Source organism: Paenibacillus wynnii, assembly GCF_030812855.1.
GTDB classification, from domain to species: domain Bacteria; phylum Bacillota; class Bacilli; order Paenibacillales; family Paenibacillaceae; genus Paenibacillus_AQ; species Paenibacillus_AQ wynnii_A.
This window is the reverse complement of sequence record NZ_JAUSTK010000023.1, coordinates 1-19,362: the sequence shown is the minus strand read 5'-3', so window position 1 is coordinate 19,362 and position 19,362 is coordinate 1. Positions and strand designations below refer to the sequence as shown.

Below are 19,362 nucleotides of genomic sequence, written 5' to 3'. Positions count from 1 at the left end.
GAAATGAAAAAAAAATTTGTTCTACTTTTTCTTAGTTTTTTGCTAATAGTCCCGTTTTTCACTTGCTCTGCCGCACAGGCAACGGATACAAAATCAGCAACCATAGGTATACCTACCTCAATTGGTTTAACCGGGGTAGATAATAGCGCAAAGGCTTTTTATCTGGATTTACCCAGCGGCGTAAGTAGTTCTGCAATTAAGACAGGAACACTTAAATATTCGGGTGCGAATACTCTCGTGGGGAATATTACTCTTGAAAATGGGAAGATAAAAGTTACTCTTAAAGGCAACGGAAGTACGCAAACGATAAGTAATGTTCAGGGATTTAGCGGAGAGTTTAAAAAACCTTTTAAGACCACACCGGGTAATTCTATCTGGCTGTATTCGAATGGACGTCGCTGGCAGATTAATGAATACAAGGCATTAACGGACACCATGGACTCCTATGACTTAAATGCAGATGACAACATAACTCCATCTGCTAACCCACCATTAAGGCTAATTACTACCAAATCTAATCTCTCAGCAGAAGGACTTATTTGGTATAACAACTCTTCAAGAGTGATTATAGATCCAGATTCAATCATTCAATCCACAGTGAAACCATTGGAATTTTCTAGTGATCTGTATATAAGAACTCCAAATATAAAAACTGTCCAATTTAAAGATAATCGAATTATTGTAGATTATATGATTCCTAGAGCTAGCAATGATAAGAATAGTTTTCGCACAGTATGGAAAACCGAACCCGATGATGGCAAGCACGATTTGTCTGGACATGCAGAAGGTCGTCGCTATCAAATCACGGAATATTATTATTATCTGGCAGACGCCAAGCTAACAACCTACAACTACGCAGGCAACATCACCTTCGACTATAACCTCCCTACCGACGCAGAACTCAACGGAACGGTAAGCGTTCTAACTCCCAATCCAAACCCAACTAAATATGCTGACAAGGATGTACCTGTACAATTATCGCTCCGAGGCGAATTATTAAGATATACCAACACATCGAATATCTCCGAATGGGTGTTTTATGCCAAGGAGAAGGGTAAGGGTGATACGCTTCAAACTAAGAAGGACTATAGCAAGACATTAAATACGAATAAGGTGTTTGATTTCACCATTCCTAAATCAAGGGTGACATCAGATAACTATAAACAAGAGTATGAACTGACTGTCATTGTAAGATTCAGCAATCCGGTAACGACCCAAAGCGGTACCATTACATACCTGCAGCAACCCTTATCGGCAATGGTAGAGGTCTATAAAAATCATTCCTCAGTAATCTACCCAAGTACCCCGCCAGCGCCGGCACCAAAGGGAGAACCACCGGTAGCAGTTTTAATGGTTCCTCCAGTTGTCAAAGCAGGGGAGGATGTTGTTGCTAGAGGTGGAGGTTCGTATGATCCGGATGGGGAAATCAAGAACTATTTCTTTGAAGCACCAGGATCTATTAGTCTACCGACACCTACGGAATCAACATCAACGTTCTGGTATCCTGTCGAGAGCATTGGAGAGAACACGGTCGGACTAACCGTAGTAGATAATGATATGATGACCGGCAGCACTGGAGGATTTATAAATGTAGTTCACCCTACTCCGGATGCCAAGATTGAAATCACAGGGACGAAAAAACAAAATCGAAAAGTAATCCTAACCAGTAAAAGTACAAGCCCTTTTTACTACCCATTAGATCAAAGCAAAACAATAATCACCATTGAGGCCATGTCTGGAGGAACGAATGCAGATATTAAATATGCCGGAACGTTAAGTGGGATAACGGCCAATCCCGTACTTTTTAAAAAGCCCGGTATTTATAGGGCAAGCATTTATGTGGAGAACACGCTAGGTTACAGCGCAACAGATGTCGTGACTTTTGAGATTGTTCCGGACGAACCACCCGTTGTTTATTTTTCAATGCAAGGTAGGGCATTCCGCGACCCTTTAAATGGGAACCAAGCGGTCATATCGATAGATGATATGTCCTATTCTCCAGACGGGGATATCATAGATCAACGGTTATGGGAATATCGGTACGACTCCGATAATGATGGCAACTTTGAAGAGGAAGCATGGGTTATTTTCAGTAATGAGAATAAAGACCGACTAACTCTTACAGTAACCGAGGTAGGTAAATATGAGATTCGCCATACTGCTTATGAAACCTTTGGTCAGCCTACGATTGATGCCTTTATCACTTCAGCGGATCGAAAGTATGCAGATTCTAGCGGCCAGAACACCATCGAAAAAATAGTAGATGTTAAAAATCGAGCGCCACAGGCTGATTGGTCATGGTAGAGAAAGGGGACAGAATGAAAAGAAAAGTATATAGCTTCATCAAACTTACGATCTGTTTTACACTGCTCTTACCGATTTTGGTGTGTGGAGGTTCGCAGAAAGTAGAGGCCGGCACAGATCCTAATATAATAGAATATGCGGGTTATGAAATGCCAGCCTATGATGGATATGCGCCGTATGTCATTGATCCATATCAACCTAGTTTAAGTGATGATAATTACTGGTCAAAAATTTACACTCATCGAGATGCAGTTTCTGTAACTAACATAAAATATAACAAACTAACCAAAAGGATTAGTTACGATATCAGTCAAATTCAAACTATGGCAGATACCTATAGAGGGAGCGATACCTACGATAACTATCCTGATTATGTGAATGATGACTATGAATGGAATTCGAATTTAGTATATGGCGGGCTTATTCATGGTCTCGCGGCAGATGGGGCTATGCGCACCAATCATACTGCCGGAACCTATTTCGATCTTGATACCTATAGCTTAAGCAGTTTTACACACTCTTTCGCCCAAAAGACAATCGCTCCTGCAAGTATTAGCCTGTCATTGTTAAATGGATGGATTCAAGATTACGATATTCTAGATCCTAAATTTCTAGAGATTGTTATTGGTTGGTCTTCATATACGAGACATAATGATGTTTGGGTATCTAATCGCGTCATGGAATCCCATATGATTCCACTAATCGTTAACAGTGCGCCACAGTTATCATTGGTTTCTCAGGACAACATGGTACTGATTAACGAAACTGGACTTAGTACATTAAATGTAGAAGGGTTTGCTCAAGATCCCGATAATGACGATTTAGAGGTGATTGTAGAAGTGCCGAATGTGTTTTATCGCAAGATTAAAGTCACCGGCACGAAATCACCTAAGTACTTTTCAGTGCCTATAGATGTAATCAATGATTCGATCCCTCCGGGGAGCTATCAAGTCAAGGTGAAGGTTGTAGACCCGTATAAATATAGGGCAGAGGCACCTCCACTAAACTTTACGGTCCAGAATCGGTTGAAGAGAAATGCCTTTGTCCTTATTAATTCACCAATTACCAGCCCAACGGTTTATACGGATTCAGAGGGCGATCCGAAATATGCTGAACGGTACAAATATGAACATGATCCAGCTTTTTTTGATAACAGCATGGGACTCATTTCGGACTCGGGTCAATGGAGAAGTGGGGCCTATGCTTCTTTCCCTTACACGGGCCAATATGTGGCTACGGTACAGTTCAAGGATAACCCCAAAACCAATAACCAGTTTGATAGTTACCGCTTGTGGAGTAGAGACAATTTATCCTCTTTAGCTTTTCAGGTTCACCGTAAGCCCATTGCAATCTTCGCTGCCAAAATCGTAAACGGTAATCTGCAGCTCACGGATAGCTCGTACGATTTGGATCACATTAGCCGAAATGATAAGGGGCTTAGTGTTTGGCAATGGCAGTATAAACTTACAGCTGATGAGTTTTGGACAGAGGGCCAACCCCCTGCGCAACTGCCTAAAGTTGAAAACTATGATATACGACTGCGGGTGAGGGATATAGACGGTGAAAATGGGAATGGGGTTTGGAGTGACTGGTGCCTGCGTACCGTGGGCAAATCTGCAGCGAATCTTCCACCGGTCGCCTTATTTACCGCCGATCCCAACATCGTCTCCTATAAAAAGACCACATTAATAACGGACAAGTCCTTTGATCCCAATAATGACCCCTTGGATATTTATGAGTGGATCGTCCGAAAGAGTGGAGCGATCATTTGGAGTTATTCAGGCACACCGACTTTACCGCCGAGCATAACCGGATATGGCGTTGGGAGTTATGAAATCACTCTAAGGGTACATGATAATCTGGGATTATGGTCCGAACCTTACACTCAAAATGTTAATGTAGTCAATCATCCACCGATTGCGGCCTTTGAAATGCCTACCGAAGTTTACCGAGATACCTTGATTACACTGCAGAATAAAACACGGAATCCGGATGAGGATGGGGATGCATTAACGTTTGGATGGAACGCACATATTGACGGAGGGACTTATCGATATGTGGGTGGCAATGAAAACCAGAGCTTAACGGTTAGGGATATACTAAGCAAATACGGGATTTCACAGCAGCAGGCAATCTCGAATGGTTGGGAAATGCGCTTAGAAGCTTGGGACGGGACTTATAACTCTTTCGCTACAAAGTCATTTTCGGTAATTAACCACGTTCCGACAGCTCAAATTACGGGGCCGGTCAACGTATACCAGTACGATAGCAAGACCTATACCTCGACCGATACGGATGACGACTCTGCAGATCAGAGCAGTCTACGGTATTACTGGAACGTGACGGACAGCAAAGGGGATATCAAAACCTACTCCACCCCAAACATTATAGTGAATTTTGATGAACCGGGGAAGTATATACTTCAGCACTGGGCAGTAGACCAGATTGGTGATAAATCGAACATAGCGGTATTGAATGTAACAGCAGAGGAGAACCTGAGACCTTCGATGACGATCACCTCCCCTGCAGGAACCATTGACAGTCCAACGGTATTACTCTCGGATCCACTAATGAAATGGGCATATTCCGATCCGGAAAACGATGCTCAGGAGAAGTATCGGTTCGAGTTTTTCACGATGGATAGCCTATTGGCCCAGACGATTGAGAACATCGACACGGATGGGACATGCCGGCAATATCAAACACCAGATCTAACCTTTGAACGGTTTGTGTATTATACGGTTAACGGTCGTGCGGCCTCACGGGGCCAGTGGTCCGAGGTGTCAAACGAGAAGGCTTTTATCATCGATACGCCTCCCGTTCCTGGCTTTACCCTAAATCAGAGTTCGGGGCATCGAAATGAGGACTTTATCATCACCGGCACGGCTACTGATGCAGATATCATAAAAGGGGATAGTATTACCTACAAATATTACCTGAAGCCCTTTGGGGGAACGGAAGCACTTCTCAGCGCATCGAGTGATTTTGTTAAGCAGTTTACGACCCATGGATCTTTCACGATTAGACAGGTTGTAACCGATTCGCTTGGGATTTCTAGTGAAACCTCACGGAGTATCACCGTAAGTAATCAGATTCCAACAGTGAACATCACTTATCCGGGTAGCAGTAACTCTGCAAGCCCTACGGTAGCCAGTACACTTACACCTATTCTCCAATGGACTTACCAGGATGGAGACAGCGATTTGCAGCAGCGCTTCAAGGTGAGGGTCATTGATTTGGCGACAAATAATATCGTTGCACAGTCAGGTGAAACCGTATCTTCAGCCAAGCAATGGACCGTTACAGGTGGGACGATTGTAGAGAACAAAAAATATGCGGTGGAAGTTGAGGTGTTTGACGGCTACGAATGGAGCAGCATATCACCTCGCAAATATTTTATGGTAAATTTACTGACCATCCAGGGTGGTGTCAAACATACTACGGAGTGGAATGATAACCGTATCGGTTACAACTTGAAAAAGAGCGGCAATCCAGACAACCCAAGAGACTACAATGTGTTTTGGGCAGGTGAGCGGTTTATCCTGCAGGCGGATACAACGGGGTTACCAGACACCGTAGAGGTAACGATGCCGGGCGGTTACCATACGCAACTTAGCGCTACTAGTGGTGCCAAGACCTTATGGACGGGTGAACTGTATGATCCCTCTTTCGAGAATCTGCCGAATGGCCCGATTACTTTTACCTTTACTGCGCAAAATGAATTCAATACAAAAGTAGACACAGTTACTGTAACGATTTCGGAAGAATGGTCGGAGTATTTTAGAAGTCACAGAACAAAATAGGTTCATCTTTCATAGAACGGTAATTAAAAAGACGACTATACATTTGGTTTTCGAATGTAAGTCGTCTTTTTAGTAGATTATCGATCCCTCAGCTTATGACTCTAAGGTCAAGGATGGTTACACAACCCCTTCAACCCGTTCCTCCGCGCCTCTTATGATCCGTGCTGTAGCTGTCGCTCCCGAGACCGGAACGGAGTTATGTACAGCAGATGGACGGGCTGAAATACTAGGTGCTCCGCGTAAATAATAGGATAGCTTGCCGCTGTAAATTTTATGAGGGCATAACGAAAGGGCGAAATCTTCAGGAGTCACGAAGCACGAGGGCTTATTGACCGGATGAAACTCTGTATTTTCAAATAGGGATGCTACAAAATGAGAGCAAAAATAAGCGTCTTCCCGATCGATTTTAACGTTAAGCAGCACGCCTACTAAACCTAATAGATGATACTTATAACGTTCCTGATTCTCCATCATCCCTGTAACATGGTTGTGCATCGTATCATATTCCTCGCGGCTTACCCGCAGACGATAGATGGCACAGTCCGCTCCATTATAGAAGGGGTCAACAAAATTCTCTTGAATCAAACCAGCAATGAACGGATTATGCATCTTTTTCCGACCAAAGCTATACACTTCCCGCAATTCGCTGTCAAAAGCAATCGAAGCATGATTCAGATCGGCCTTTGTGAACCATCTGATTACACCGCTGAAGGCGGTACCCGTTCCGGTGAGCACGATAAAGATATCCTTTTTTGGTGTCATGAACGAATTCCTTTCTCCTATACAAGGTAAGATACCGGTAAATTTATTTATTAATAATTCTATCTTACTGTATATTCCAGTTTTATAAAACAAACTTTAGTCGCAACTAAAAACTAGACTTAAGGCTAAGTCCAAACCCGCCCTTTGCCCGTATACATTGACGTATATAATTGTATTGAAAATGCTAAACATAGAGTGTTGGAATATGGAGTTTTCAAAAACAATTGGAAATGCTTCCACACAAGTGATACAATAAGAATATCAAAATGACATTCTTGATATTTTAGAGGAGGATATTTGAAAATGAGTGAACAAAGTCAAGCGATCCAAAAGGAAGAAAACTCTACAATTGATAACCTGGCAATTACTACGATCCGTACGTTGGCAATTGATGCCATCGAGAAAGCAAACTCCGGACATCCGGGTATGCCAATGGGTTCCGCACCTATGGGATACCAACTATTCGCTAAAACAATGAAACATAATCCGAACCATCCAACATGGGTAAACCGTGACCGTTTTGTATTGTCTGCAGGACACGGCTCTATGCTACTATACAGCTTGCTGCACCTAAGCGGCTATGATCTTCCAATGGAAGAGTTGAAACAATTCCGTCAATGGGGCAGCCTTACACCAGGTCATCCGGAAGTTGGGCATACAGCAGGTGTTGATGCTACTACGGGTCCACTTGGACAAGGTATTGCTATGGCTGTAGGTATGGCAATGGCTGAAGCTCAATTGGGGGCTACTTATAACAAGGATGAGCATCGTGTAGTTGATCATTATACTTATGCAATTTGCGGCGATGGAGACCTTATGGAAGGAATCTCTTCTGAAGCTGCTTCGCTGGCTGGACACTTGAAACTGGGTAAGCTGGTAGTTCTGTACGATTCGAATGATATTTCACTGGATGGTAAGCTGAACCTGTCCTTCTCTGAGAATGTAGCTAAGCGTTTTGAGGCATACGGCTGGCAAGTGCTGCGCGTAGAAGACGGTAACGATCTTCCAGCAATCGAGAAGGCTATTGCTGAAGCACAAGCAGACAGCAGCAAGCCAACATTGATCGAGGTTAAGACTGTTATTGGTTACGGAAGCCCGAACAAGCAAGGTAAAGGCGGCCACGGCGGTACTCACGGTTCCCCGCTGGGTGCTGATGAAGCTAAGCTGACAAAGGACTTCTACAAATGGGTATATGAAGAAGATTTCTATGTACCTGATGATGTTCGTACCCGTTTTGCTCAAGTCAAAGAAAGTGGCATTGCAGCGAACAAACAATGGGACGAGCAATTTGCAGCTTACAAAAAAGCTTATCCAGAGCTGGCTGCCCAATTTGAAACAGTAACGAATGGCGATCTTCCAGAAGGTTGGGATGCAAAGCTTCCTATGTATACCACTGAAGATAAAGCCGTATCTACACGTATTGCTTCCGGTAATGCGCTGAACGGTCTGGCAGCGGGAGTTCCTCAGCTTGTAGGCGGATCTGCTGACCTTGAAAGCTCCACAATGACTCACCTGAACGGCTTGACTTCATTTACCTCAGAATCCTATGACGGTCGTAACATTTACTTCGGTGTACGTGAATTTGGTATGGCTGCAGCGATGAACGGAATTGCCCTGCACAGCGGACTGAAAGTATTCGGCGGTACGTTCTTCGTATTTACGGATTACTTGCGTCCTGCGATTCGTTTGGCATCTATTATGAAGCTTCCTGTAACGTATGTACTGACTCACGATAGTATTGCTGTTGGTGAAGATGGCCCTACTCATGAGCCGATCGAACAACTGGCTTCGCTTCGTATCATCCCGGGTCTTACGGTTATTCGTCCGGCTGATGCTAACGAGACTTCTGCGGCATGGGCTTATGCATTGGAAAACAAAGCTAACCCGGTAGCACTGGTATTAACTCGTCAAAACCTGCCGATTCTGCCAGGAACCGTAGAAGGCGTGCGCGATAACATCAAACGCGGCGGTTATGTTGTCTCTGATGCGAAGAACGGTAAACCACAAGCACAAATCATTGCTACGGGTTCTGAAGTACAGCTTGCTGTGAAAGCTCAAGCCGCTTTGGCCGAAGAAGGCATTGAAGTACGTGTAATCAGCTTGCCGAGCTGGGATTTGTTCGAAAAACAGGATAAGGCTTACCGTGATTCCGTGATCCTTCCTGAAGTTAAAGCTCGTCTTGCTATAGAAATGGCTCAAACCTTTGGTTGGGAGCGTTACACAGGAGACCAAGGCGACATTCTGGGTATCACTACCTTCGGTGCTTCTGCACCTGGCGATACTGTTATCAAAGAATACGGCTTTACCGTGGAGAATGTTGTCAGCCGTGTGAAGGCTCTGCTATAATCGACAGAATACTCACAAGGGGGAGAACATATAATGAGTCAGTTTAACAACGCAACGGTTGAAAAAGCAGCAAACGTGTACTATGGGGGAAAAGTGACAAGCCGTACAGTCATTTTGCAGGATGGCACCAAAGTGACATTAGGAATTATGCTGCCGGGTGTGTATGAATTCGGTACAGAAGGTCCTGAGATCATGGAGATTCTGTCTGGCGATCTAAAAGTGCTGCTTCCCGGCTCTGAGATTTGGCAGGAGATTAAAGAAGCAACGACATTTAATGTTCCTGGCAACTCCAAGTTTGCGCTGGAAGTATTCGAAGTAACTGATTATTGTTGTTCATACCCTGTTCTGTAATATATTCATTTGAAGAAGTCCCACGTTATCGTTATCGTGGGGCTTTTTTTCATACCCTGAAAGTCAAAGATCATGAGTTTGCAACATTCCCGAGTTTGATTCCGTTACATGATAGAAGGAATAACGCCGTAAGGGGGCCAAGTCGTGAGAATGGTGATTGCAGTTTTAATGGTCTGCTTTTTTATTACAGGATGCAGGAATGATGAAATGAAAATTTCATCTGCGCAGATTATAGATTCATTCGCAAGCCAAGAAATTAAATTACAAAAGCAAACGGAAACGAATCCAAATTCTGTGTTTTCTAGAGCCTATAATGATGTCACTCCTGAAGAATATTTAATCGATGAGAATCAATCCATCAGTTTATATATTTATTCATCTAGCAAAGAGGCTATAAAGGGTTTAAAGGATTTTGAATTTCACACAGAAGCAGCAGATGTTGTGCCACACCGAATAGTTCAGGTAGCCAACGTATTGCTTTTTCATATCGCCGACGACGCAAATCAAGATGATCGTGTTCATTTGGTTATGGAGAGTTTACAGATTGAGAAGTGATATAGTCTTAGAATAGGTTGAAAATAAAGACCGTCCCTAGGGCTCAAATGAGCATACCCCTGTCAAGTAGACAGATGAAAAAAGCTAAGCAGCCAGCGCGTGCCGATACTCAATCGGCGCGCGCTGTTTAAGTTTAGACTGAAATCGCTGGTAGTTATAAAAATAGATATATTCCTCGACGGCTTGATGGATCTCTGCTTCTGATTTACACTGATGAAGGTACAACTTCTCTGTCTTGAGATGCGAAAAAAAGGATTCGATGCATGCGTTATCTAGGCAGGTTGCTTTGCGAGAGTGGCTGCCTTTGACGCCGAATGCCTCTAATAGTGTGTTGTACGCCTGAGACGTATATTGGAAGCCTTGATCCGAATGGAGTACGGCTTCCGAGACGTCTCTTTTTCGTGTCCACTGCTCCACCGTATCCAGAACCAGGTTTACATCGTTACGGTTGGAAATTTTCCAAGCGACAATCTCATTGTTAAAAAGATCCTGAATCGCAGACAGGTAGTAAAAATGGGTGCCATCTGAAATGTAGGTAATATCGGTGACGAGCTTCTGCTGAGGGCCAATAGCATGAAACTGGCGCTTCAGTCGGTTAGGATACACCACGGAAGGTGTATAGTTGGAGCGATTTCGTTTCTTTCGAATCACCGATTGGATTGCCAGTTCTTTCATGAGTCGCCATACTTTTTTATGGTTGACGAGGTATCCTGCTTCCCACAGGGCTGTTCGCATTCGGGGGTATCCGAATTCTGGATGCGCCAAGTGAATGGCGACCATGTGCTCTTTCATTTCGTGATCTCGCCTGTGCACTTCATTTCGCAGATGCCTTGTGGATCGCCACTTATAGTAACTGGCTCTAGGTAGCCCTGCAATAGCTAATAGACGTGTGACACCGTGTAGGTCACGCAGTTCCTCAATGGCTTGGTACTTGACCTGTTGTTTCAATTTCTCTCCTTTACTAGATTTGGATACCGCTTTTTTAGGTAGTCCACCTGTGCTTTCAAGTAATCCCGCTCTTCTTCAATGCTAGCAAATGTTGTACGAGGGCGTCCTTTCATGGGACTAAATGAGCCCTTACGTGTATCGAACGCTTCTCCATCTCGATGCTTTCTTACCCACATTTTCAGTTGGGTACTACTACGAATACCCAACCTTTCTGCTACTACATTATAGCTGGCTGATCCCTCAATTCCCTGACCGCCGCCATCTTGAATTCTTCCGTATACTGTTGAAATACTTGTCCTTTTCTGGCCATAAAAATATCCCCTCCAAGTTGACTCGTTCCTAATAATAATAACATTAGGCTTTTTACGAGTGTCTACTTGAAGGGGATAATACCACAAATGAGCATAGGGACGGTCTTTTGGATTATACACATGTCAAACTCATAATGCGAAAATTCGATATAACACCAAATACAAAATTGCTCCTGAAGCACTGCCTGCGCTCGAAATCCTGCACAAAATACAATAAAATTGCTCCTGAAGCACTGCCTGCGCTCGAAATCCTGCACAAAGTACAACAATTCCGCTCCTGAAGCACCGTCTGCGACTGAAATCCTGCACAAAGTACAACAATACTGCTACTGAAGCATCCTTTGCGCTCGAAATCCTGCACCTACAGGCACTGATGTTTATACGGTTTTTATCTGGTGAGAATTGTTTATGAAACTGACTCATACGGATATCATTGTCGTCTAATGAGTGCTCGTAAGCTTAGTCTTTCTTTCCAGCAGCTTGTTCGCCCATCTTCTGGCCGATCCATGCCTCATAGCATTTAACCACAGCGGAGAGATCCTCGTCGCCGTAGCCTTGGTTGAACCCGGCTTGGAACATGCTCTTTGCCAAGCCCAGCATTGGGGATGGAACGCTTGTGGAATCGCTAAGCGCGGAAGCAAGCTTCAGATCCTTAAGCATGAGAGCCAAGGAGAACTGGTTGGTGAAGTCGTTCTCGATGATTTTGCGGCCCTTGAGTTCAGCTTGTTTGCTTCCTGCGGAACCGTTCATCACTAACTCCAGGAACTTGTCCGCCGGCACACCGGATTTAACGGCTATAGCGAAGCCCTCCGCTAGAGCAACGTTGTGGATGCCAACCATGGCATTGTGTGCCAGTTTTGCTGCTGCACCGCTGCCATTCTCGCCCATGTGCAGAAGCTTTTTGCCCAAGGTGTCGAAGATGTCCCGGTTAGATTCAATAACGTCTGCGCTGCCACCGACCATGAATACCAGAGTGCCTTCTATTGCGGCAGGCTTGCTGCCGGTTACAGGGGCATCAAGGAATTGGCCTCCATGTTCTGTCACTGCAGCAGCAATCTCACGTACCAACCCAGTAGAGATGGTACTTGAATCAATAACTACAGCCCCATGTTTCAATGCCCCCAGAATACCGTCCTGACCGTAAAATACTTCACGGATAGAATCATCGTTGCTAATCATGGTAATAATAACGTCCTTGCCTTCTGCAGCTGCATGTGGTGTAGAGGCAGTTTGTGCGCCTTCATTGACAAGAGGTTCACACTTGGAAGCCGTGCGGTTGTACACGGTAACTTGATATCCTTCACGCAGAAGGTTAGAGGCCATAGGCGCTCCCATTGTTCCGAGTCCGATAAAGCCGATTTGTTTCATTACATTTCCACCTTCGCCTTAGGGTCTCATTAGAACTGTAGTAGCTTCTAAAGTCATACGTTCTTTTCATTTTAACACGGGCTTATAGCATGTTCCACAGTACAGAATCCATATGTATTCGTAACGCTTCCACAAAAGCCTCAAAAACATAAGGCTGGAGTCCTTGATGTGCCCTAAGACCTTGCCAGTCCCGCGAAATTAAAGTATCCTATTATAAAGTTCTTACAAACCGTGTCAAACTAAAGAGACATACAGGAGGTTACCATTACCGTGTCCAAAAAGATTAATTTTGACTACAGTAAAGCCCTTGATTTCATCAACCAGCAGGAAATTGACTTTCTTGCAGCGCCGGTTAAACTAGCCCATGAGCAACTACATAACGCTACCGGAGCGGGTTCAGACTACCTAGGTTGGATCGATCTGCCAAATGCCTATGACAAAAGCGAGTTCGCTCGTATTCAGGCCGCAGCCAAGAAGATTCAAGGAGATTCGGATGTACTGATCGTTATCGGTATCGGCGGTTCCTACTTGGGAGCACGCGCAGCTATCGAAGCACTCTCACACTCCTTCTACAATAACCTGTCTAAGGACAGCCGCAAGACACCGGAAGTTTATTTCGCCGGTAACAACATCAGCTCGACGTACATCACACATTTGCTTGACCTTGTAAAAGGTAAAGACTTCTCTGTGAATGTTATCTCCAAATCCGGAACAACAACCGAACCGGCTATCGCATTCCGTATCTTCCGCGCTGAGCTGGAGAAGAAATATGGTAAAGAGGAAGCCCGCAAACGTATTTATGCTACTACAGATAAGGAAAAAGGCGCTCTCAAGAAGCTGGCTAATGAAGAAGGCTACGAGTCATTTATTATCCCTGATGATGTAGGTGGACGTTATTCCGTGCTGACACCGGTAGGATTACTGCCGATCGCTACAGCAGGTATTAACATTGAAGAAATGATGCAAGGTGCAGCCGCAGCTGCTGATGAATTTAATAATCCGGATGTTGCGACTAACCAAGCCTATCAATATGCAGCAGTTCGTAATGCTCTATACCGTAAAGGCAAGGCCATTGAAATTCTGGTCAACTACGAGCCATCCCTTCACTTTGTATCCGAATGGTGGAAACAGCTTTTCGGCGAAAGCGAAGGCAAGGATTTCAAAGGAATCTATCCTTCTTCCGTTGATTTCTCTACGGACCTGCACTCCATGGGACAATTCATTCAAGAAGGCAGCCGTAACATTTTCGAGACGGTTATCCAAGTGGCTAATGTAGAGCATCATGTAACAATTGAGAGTGATCCTGATGATCTTGACGGTTTGAACTTCTTGACTGGAAAGACCATGGATTTTGTAAATAAAAAGGCTTTCCAAGGTACGATGCTTGCACATACTGACGGACAAGTGCCGAACCTGATTGTAACTATTCCGGATCAAACTCCATATACTTTCGGATACATGGTATACTTCTTTGAAATAGCTTGCGGAATCAGCGGATACTTGCTTGGAGTGAATCCGTTCGATCAACCGGGTGTAGAAGCCTATAAGAAGAACATGTTCGCATTGCTGGGCAAACCAGGCTACGAGAAAGAAAAAGCCGAATTGGAAGCCAGACTTACAGAATAGTACTCACCTAGAGATTTATCATAGCAATGCAATTTAACAGAGGAGCAGTCCATAGGTAATTCATACCCTGGGCTGCTCCTAATATATATCAAGAGTTCAAGCCATCATGCACATATAAGGAATGGAATGAAATGCTGGAACAATATCGGACGGTGCGTTCTTCCGGCTCCTTGGAAGTCGTAATCCGTAAATCACGCTTCATTGGTCATGTTATGCCGGTGGAGAACGAAGATGAAGCAGTGTCTTTTATTGAGGACATCAAGAAGAAGCATTGGAACGCCACACATAACTGCTCTGCCTATACGATCGGTGAAAGAGACGAGATTCAGAGACAGTCAGACGACGGTGAACCGAGTGGAACGGCCGGTAAACCGATTTTGGAGGTAATCCGCAACCAGGGAGTTAAAAATGTTGTAATTGTAGTCACCCGCTATTTCGGAGGCATTATGCTGGGAGCAGGAGGATTGATCCGGGCTTATACGGATGGCGCTGTGTTGGCGCTGGAAGCCGGAGAAGTAATCACCCGTGTACTGCGGCGAGAGGTGTTCGTAGAAATCGACTACACTTGGCTAGGCAAAGTGGAGAACGAGCTTAGAGGACGAGGGGTTAAGACAGGCGAGACTTTATTTACCGATAAAGTAACACTTACATGTCTGCCTCGGAATGATGAAGGTGACCCATTTATGGCATGGATAACAGACTTGACCCAGGGTCAGGCTCGTGTAACGGAGGGCCAGCGGCTTTACTACAGCGAAGGGGAATAAGATAATGGCAAGAAGAGCAGTGGAACAGGAGTTGTCGAGGGAAAGGATATTGGAGTCGGCTAGGCATCTGTTCATTACCAAAGGGTACCGGGCCATTTCAATGCGCAGTATCGGACAGCATTTGGGATACAGCCACGGCTCCTTGTACTATCATTTCAAGGAAAAAGCAGAATTATTCTACGCTATTGTTGTCGAGGATTTCAATCATGTAGCCAACCTGTTATCCCAAGCTATGAACAAACCTCCCGAAGAAGGTATGACTCGGGTGGAACAGCTGCTCATGGAGTTTATTAGATTCGGAATTGATCATCCGTATCAATACGAGATCATGTTCATGATTCGCGATGAAGAGCTGCTGGCATACTGTCGAGCGGAACAGGGACGCTGCTTTGAACTATTTTCAAGTATAGTACGCCGCCATATGAAGGAAGAAGGATATGTAGCTGAGGATTGGCAGAATGTACCGTTGACGTTGTTTTTATCTGCCCATGGATTTATTTCCTATTATATTCAGGATAAGGTCTCATTCGAGGATGTAAGACCAGCTGCTGTATCTCATATAAAAGTACTATGCCGCAGTCTATAGCTTGATGTTTTTTTTAGCCTATTCCGCTTTAGAGCGTTGCATTGGTATAACTTCGCATGGTGAAAGTGAAAGTTGCTATAATTTGTATAGAGGGCCGCTCTAAGTGAATATCTAGAGCGGCCCTAAATATGTCTTAACCTTCTATAATTTTTATATAACACTGGCGCCGACGGGGTCCATCGAATTCGCAAAAGTAAATACCCTGCCAGCGTCCGAGCAGCAGCTCCCCTTCATGGATGATCAAGCTTTGAGAAGGACCGCTGGTGATGGATTTCAAATGGGAGGCCGTATTGCCTTCAGCATGACGATACTTTGGGTGCTCCCAAGGATAGACTTCATCTAATTTCATAAGTACATCATGCTTCACATCAGGATCCGCATTTTCATTAATGGCAATCCCTGCGGTAGTATGTGGACAATAGACAACAACAATTCCGCTTTGAACTCCGCTTTTTTTTACATAGGAGACAACTTCTCGGGTGATATCACGCATTTCATCCCTTTTACTGGTGGAAATCTCAATGGTGTGCAGCATATTTTTCTCCTCTTTTCTGATATTGAATGATGGACTAAGGATAAGTTAGGCGCATAGATTACTACGTATAATATATTTTACCCAAAAACAACTCGAAAGTAATTGACGGTTATAAGCTGCTTTTGGTAAAGTAGTGATTATATTAAACCAAGTATATTAATAGGAATAATCTATGAAAGTAGTTGAAAAGAATACCGACCGGTTTGCCGGAGGTGGGGGGTCATAATCGTTGAATTCATTACTCAGACACAAAGGATGGACCTGGGGATTCCGTACTACAATCCTGTTATATTTTGTAGTATTAATCGTATTGCCAATTCTCGGTGTTTACTACAACTCTTTTTCACTCGGGTTCCGCAGCTTCTTCGAGAGTGTTACTGACCCAATTGCTTGGAAATCGGTATTATTGACACTGAAGCTGGCTATTATTGCTACTCTTATTAATGTGTTTGCGGGGACTATGATCGCCTGGGTGCTTATTCGGTACAAATTCCCCGGAAAATCGATCTTGAACAGCTTGGTTGATTTGCCGTTCGCTTTGCCCACGGCTGTAGGCGGACTAATGATATTGCTGCTGCTCGGACCCGGAAGTTTTATTGGGAAAGCGGCAGAGGCACTGGGCTTCGAGATTGTTTTTCACCAACCTGCTATTGTGATTGCCATGATCTTTGTAACTTTTCCGTTTGTAATACGCGCGGTACAACCGCTGCTAGAAGAACTCGATCCCTCTGAAGAGGAAGCGGCTTATACTATGGGAGCTAAAGGCAGCCGGGTCTTCCGTAAGGTCATACTGCCCTCCATGTTGCCAGGTATGATTAGTGGAGGAATGCTGGCCTTCTCGCGTGCACTGGCTGAGTTCGGTGCTGTCGTCCTTGTAGCCGGGAATATCCCGGGCCGTACGCTTGTATCCTCCGTTTTTATATTTGGAGAGGTAGAGAGTGATAACCCGGTTGGAGCTGCTGCTGTCTCTGTCATCCTCTTGACCTTGTCTTTTCTCATCCTATGGCTGATTAATATGGTGCAGATGCGGGGGAGAAGATCATGAGGAGATTATGGATCGCCCTTACTTACCTTGTCTTTTTTCTACTTATCATTGCACCACTCAGTAAGATGACTACTGGAGCTTTTAGTAATGGTTTTGATGGATTCTGGAATGCCTTAACCCGTCCGGAAGCGCTGCATGCGTTAATGATGACCGGACTTGTTGTTATAGTTGTTACACTGCTCAATACCCTGTTTGGAATTATGATGGCTCTATATCTCGTTCGGGCCACTTGGATAGGACGCCGCCTTAAGGGGCTGCTAAATAGTATTGTCGATCTTCCTTATGCGGTATCTCCTGTAATCGGGGGGTTGATGATTGTTCTGTTACTGGGTCCGGATAGCCCGCTCGGAGTCCTGTTTGAGGAAATCGGAGTAAAGATCGTCTATGCCTTTCCTGGTATGGTAATTGCTACCCTGTTCGTTACGTTTCCACTGATGGTGCGTGAGGTGATGCCGGTACTTCAGGAGATCGGCTCTCAACAAGAGGAGGCGGCTTCAACGCTAGGTGCCTATGGCTGGACTACCTTTTGGAAGGTAACTTGGCCATCGATTCGCTGGGCTGTGATGTACGGCGTTATTTTAACTGTCGCCCGTTCTTTGGGAGAGTTCGGTGCTGTGCTCGTGGTCTCAGGCAATATTATGAACAAAACCCAAACGGCAACTACGCTGGTATATCAAGATGTGGAGAATTTTAATGTAGCTGCTGCGGGTGGTGTAGCGCTTGTACTGGCTGCTTTCTCAGTAGGATTGCTTCTGTTAATGGAATGGACGAAGAGACGAAAGGGAGTGCACTGATATGCATGTTGAAGTGCGGGGGTTGAACAAGCATTTTGGAGATTTTCATGCGGTCAAGGACGTTAATTTCGGAATCACCAAAGGTCATTTAATTGGTTTGCTCGGCCCCAGTGGCGGAGGCAAAACCTCTATCCTGCGCATGCTGGCTGGGCTTGAGACACCGGATAGCGGAGATATTATTTTTCATGGTCAGACGGTAAACAGCCTCCCTCCTCAGGAGCGGGGGATCGGCTTCGTATTCCAGAACTATGCACTATTCAAACATATGACTGTATATGAGAACATCGCATTCGGCTTGAAGGTTAAAAAAGCGAGCAAGACAGCCATTCGTGACCGGGTAGCCGAACTGGTGGAGTTAACGGGTTTAAAAGGCTTCGAAAGCCGCTATCCTCACCAACTGTCGGGCGGGCAACGTCAGCGGGTTGCGTTCGCACGGGCTCTTGCACCTGAGCCCCAACTGCTGCTTCTGGATGAGCCGTTCGCTGCTATTGATGCCAAGATCCGGCAAGAGCTGCGTTCCTGGCTTCGTGAGCTGATTGAGCGCGTGGGAATAACCTCAATCTTTGTAACCCATGACCAAGACGAAGCGATTGAAGTGGCGGACGAAATTATGATCATTAATCAAGGGCGTCTGGAGCAAAAAGGTACACCTTGGGATATTTATAAAGAGCCGAAGACACCGTTTGTGGCAACCTTCATTGGCGAATCTACCCTGATTGAGAGTGCCTCTGAGCTAAAAGGCTTCGAAGGTGCTGGAGGGGGCAAGCCCACCAAAGCACTCATCCGTCCGGAGTATATAGAAGTAGGCAGTCTGCATGAATTCAAAATGGCCTCGGCTACCGAGCAAGGCACTGTAAAACACCTGCATTTCCGCGGCAGTGAATGGCTGGTAGAGGTAGAAGTGAACGGCAATAAGCTGGTCACCTACCGATCCTTGGAGAAAGAAACCCTGCAAGTGGGTCAGGGCATCTCCGTACTGGTGCACCGGGCTTATCTGTTCAATGACAATCGTAGCTGGATTCAGGAAAACCGCCTCAAAGAAGATCCAATGCCTGTGTTTATTTAATAAAAAACTAAAGTTTAACAGTGCGGTGTCGGAGTGACGAAGGGGAAGTTTGGAGCTGTAGAAGCGTTAGCGTTCGCCTGAAAGCTTTCCGTATGGAAAGCTAGCTTCGAAAGCAGCGTGCCCAGCTAAGCACGCAACCTCTAGCCGGTGAAAGTCCGGTCGCGGGAGGGGCCAAGCCCCCGCGTAGCTAGGATGCCT

At 45.0% G+C, this 19,362-nt stretch carries 14 protein-coding genes and 1 pseudogene; 11 read left to right on the top strand and 4 right to left on the bottom strand.

Annotated elements, in window-relative coordinates:
* The first annotated feature begins 3 nt into the window (after nt 1-3).
* Both J2T20_RS18715 and J2T20_RS18710 read left to right on the top strand, forming a co-directional pair.
* Complete coding sequence (locus J2T20_RS18715; RefSeq protein ID WP_307590863.1) at nt 4-2,304, top strand: hypothetical protein; 2,301 nt, start codon at nt 4-6, stop codon at nt 2,302-2,304.
* Between the two features lie 14 nt (nt 2,305-2,318).
* Nucleotides 2,319-6,107, top strand: coding sequence for a hypothetical protein (locus tag J2T20_RS18710; protein WP_307590862.1), 3,789 nt, complete (start codon nt 2,319-2,321; stop codon nt 6,105-6,107).
* Nucleotides 6,108-6,224: 117 nt separating this feature from the next.
* Here the strand turns inward: J2T20_RS18710 and J2T20_RS18705 are convergent, their stop codons facing one another.
* The gene (locus J2T20_RS18705; RefSeq protein ID WP_307590861.1) at nt 6,225-6,869 is read right to left on the bottom strand and encodes a hypothetical protein; all 645 of its coding nucleotides are present in this window, start codon (nt 6,867-6,869) and stop codon (nt 6,225-6,227) included.
* Nucleotides 6,870-7,172: 303 nt separating this feature from the next.
* On the opposite strand from J2T20_RS18705, the gene tkt reads away from it, so the two are divergent.
* The 3 genes from tkt (at nt 7,173) to J2T20_RS18690 (ending at nt 10,121) form a co-directional block, all read left to right on the top strand.
* The gene (gene tkt, locus J2T20_RS18700) at nt 7,173-9,215 is read left to right on the top strand and encodes a transketolase (RefSeq protein WP_307590860.1); all 2,043 of its coding nucleotides are present in this window, start codon (nt 7,173-7,175) and stop codon (nt 9,213-9,215) included.
* A gap of 33 nt (nt 9,216-9,248) precedes the next feature.
* On the top strand, nt 9,249-9,566 hold the full coding sequence (ppnP, locus tag J2T20_RS18695; RefSeq protein WP_307590859.1) for a pyrimidine/purine nucleoside phosphorylase: 318 nt from the start codon (nt 9,249-9,251) through the stop codon (nt 9,564-9,566).
* Between the two features lie 144 nt (nt 9,567-9,710).
* Nucleotides 9,711-10,121, top strand: a complete 411-nt coding sequence (locus J2T20_RS18690; protein ID WP_307590858.1) for a hypothetical protein — start codon at nt 9,711-9,713, stop codon at nt 10,119-10,121.
* Nucleotides 10,122-10,205: 84 nt separating this feature from the next.
* Here the strand turns inward: J2T20_RS18690 and J2T20_RS18685 are convergent.
* Together J2T20_RS18685 and J2T20_RS18680 are read right to left on the bottom strand one after the other, a co-directional pair.
* A pseudogene (locus J2T20_RS18685) lies at nt 10,206-11,379 on the bottom strand (IS3 family transposase).
* A gap of 460 nt (nt 11,380-11,839) precedes the next feature.
* Complete coding sequence (locus J2T20_RS18680; protein ID WP_307590857.1) at nt 11,840-12,748, bottom strand: NAD(P)-dependent oxidoreductase; 909 nt, start codon at nt 12,746-12,748, stop codon at nt 11,840-11,842.
* A gap of 270 nt (nt 12,749-13,018) precedes the next feature.
* Here J2T20_RS18680 and J2T20_RS18675 point away from each other — a divergent pair, with 270 nt between their 5' ends.
* From J2T20_RS18675 to J2T20_RS18665, 3 genes are all read left to right on the top strand, one after another.
* Complete coding sequence (locus tag J2T20_RS18675) at nt 13,019-14,374, top strand: glucose-6-phosphate isomerase (RefSeq protein WP_307590856.1); 1,356 nt, start codon at nt 13,019-13,021, stop codon at nt 14,372-14,374.
* Nucleotides 14,375-14,505: 131 nt separating this feature from the next.
* On the top strand, nt 14,506-15,138 hold the full coding sequence (locus J2T20_RS18670) for a YigZ family protein (protein WP_307590855.1): 633 nt from the start codon (nt 14,506-14,508) through the stop codon (nt 15,136-15,138).
* A gap of 4 nt (nt 15,139-15,142) precedes the next feature.
* Nucleotides 15,143-15,724 carry a TetR/AcrR family transcriptional regulator gene (locus J2T20_RS18665; RefSeq protein ID WP_307590854.1) on the top strand — a complete coding sequence of 194 codons (582 nt, stop codon included), beginning with the start codon at nt 15,143-15,145 and terminating at the stop codon, nt 15,722-15,724.
* A 133-nt stretch (nt 15,725-15,857) separates the two neighbouring features.
* Here J2T20_RS18665 and J2T20_RS18660 read toward each other — a convergent pair whose 3' ends face one another.
* The gene (locus J2T20_RS18660) at nt 15,858-16,259 is read right to left on the bottom strand and encodes a secondary thiamine-phosphate synthase enzyme YjbQ (RefSeq protein WP_307590853.1); all 402 of its coding nucleotides are present in this window, start codon (nt 16,257-16,259) and stop codon (nt 15,858-15,860) included.
* A 229-nt stretch (nt 16,260-16,488) separates the two neighbouring features.
* Here J2T20_RS18660 and cysT point away from each other — a divergent pair, with 229 nt between their 5' ends.
* The 3 genes from cysT to J2T20_RS18645 are packed head-to-tail and all read left to right on the top strand — an operon-like array spanning nt 16,489 to nt 19,164.
* A complete protein-coding gene (gene cysT, locus J2T20_RS18655) occupies nt 16,489-17,304 on the top strand; it encodes a sulfate ABC transporter permease subunit CysT (RefSeq protein WP_307590852.1) in 816 nt (271 codons plus the stop codon).
* Nucleotides 17,301-18,098 carry a sulfate ABC transporter permease gene (locus tag J2T20_RS18650; protein ID WP_307590851.1) on the top strand — a complete coding sequence of 266 codons (798 nt, stop codon included), beginning with the start codon at nt 17,301-17,303 and terminating at the stop codon, nt 18,096-18,098. The genes cysT and J2T20_RS18650 overlap by 4 nt, the downstream gene beginning before the upstream one ends.
* Nucleotide 18,099: 1 nt before the next feature.
* Complete coding sequence (locus tag J2T20_RS18645; protein WP_307590850.1) at nt 18,100-19,164, top strand: sulfate/molybdate ABC transporter ATP-binding protein; 1,065 nt, start codon at nt 18,100-18,102, stop codon at nt 19,162-19,164.
* Nucleotides 19,165-19,362: the final 198 nt, after the last annotated feature.

What these genes read in the sequence shown, in the direction of transcription:
- ppnP (WP_307590859.1), top strand. Translation starts at nt 9,249, where the DNA reads ATGAGTCAGTTTAACAACGCAACGGTTGAAAAAGCAGCAAACGTGTAC.
- J2T20_RS18705 (WP_307590861.1), bottom strand. Translation starts at nt 6,869, where the DNA reads ATGACACCAAAAAAGGATATCTTTATCGTGCTCACCGGAACGGGTACC.
- J2T20_RS18645 (WP_307590850.1), top strand. Translation starts at nt 18,100, where the DNA reads ATGCATGTTGAAGTGCGGGGGTTGAACAAGCATTTTGGAGATTTTCAT.
- J2T20_RS18670 (WP_307590855.1), top strand. Translation starts at nt 14,506, where the DNA reads ATGCTGGAACAATATCGGACGGTGCGTTCTTCCGGCTCCTTGGAAGTC.
- tkt (WP_307590860.1), top strand. Translation starts at nt 7,173, where the DNA reads ATGAGTGAACAAAGTCAAGCGATCCAAAAGGAAGAAAACTCTACAATT.
- J2T20_RS18660 (WP_307590853.1), bottom strand. Translation starts at nt 16,259, where the DNA reads ATGCTGCACACCATTGAGATTTCCACCAGTAAAAGGGATGAAATGCGT.
- J2T20_RS18710 (WP_307590862.1), top strand. Translation starts at nt 2,319, where the DNA reads ATGAAAAGAAAAGTATATAGCTTCATCAAACTTACGATCTGTTTTACA.
- J2T20_RS18680 (WP_307590857.1), bottom strand. Translation starts at nt 12,748, where the DNA reads ATGAAACAAATCGGCTTTATCGGACTCGGAACAATGGGAGCGCCTATG.
- J2T20_RS18650 (WP_307590851.1), top strand. Translation starts at nt 17,301, where the DNA reads ATGAGGAGATTATGGATCGCCCTTACTTACCTTGTCTTTTTTCTACTT.
- J2T20_RS18665 (WP_307590854.1), top strand. Translation starts at nt 15,143, where the DNA reads ATGGCAAGAAGAGCAGTGGAACAGGAGTTGTCGAGGGAAAGGATATTG.
- J2T20_RS18715 (WP_307590863.1), top strand. Translation starts at nt 4, where the DNA reads ATGAAAAAAAAATTTGTTCTACTTTTTCTTAGTTTTTTGCTAATAGTC.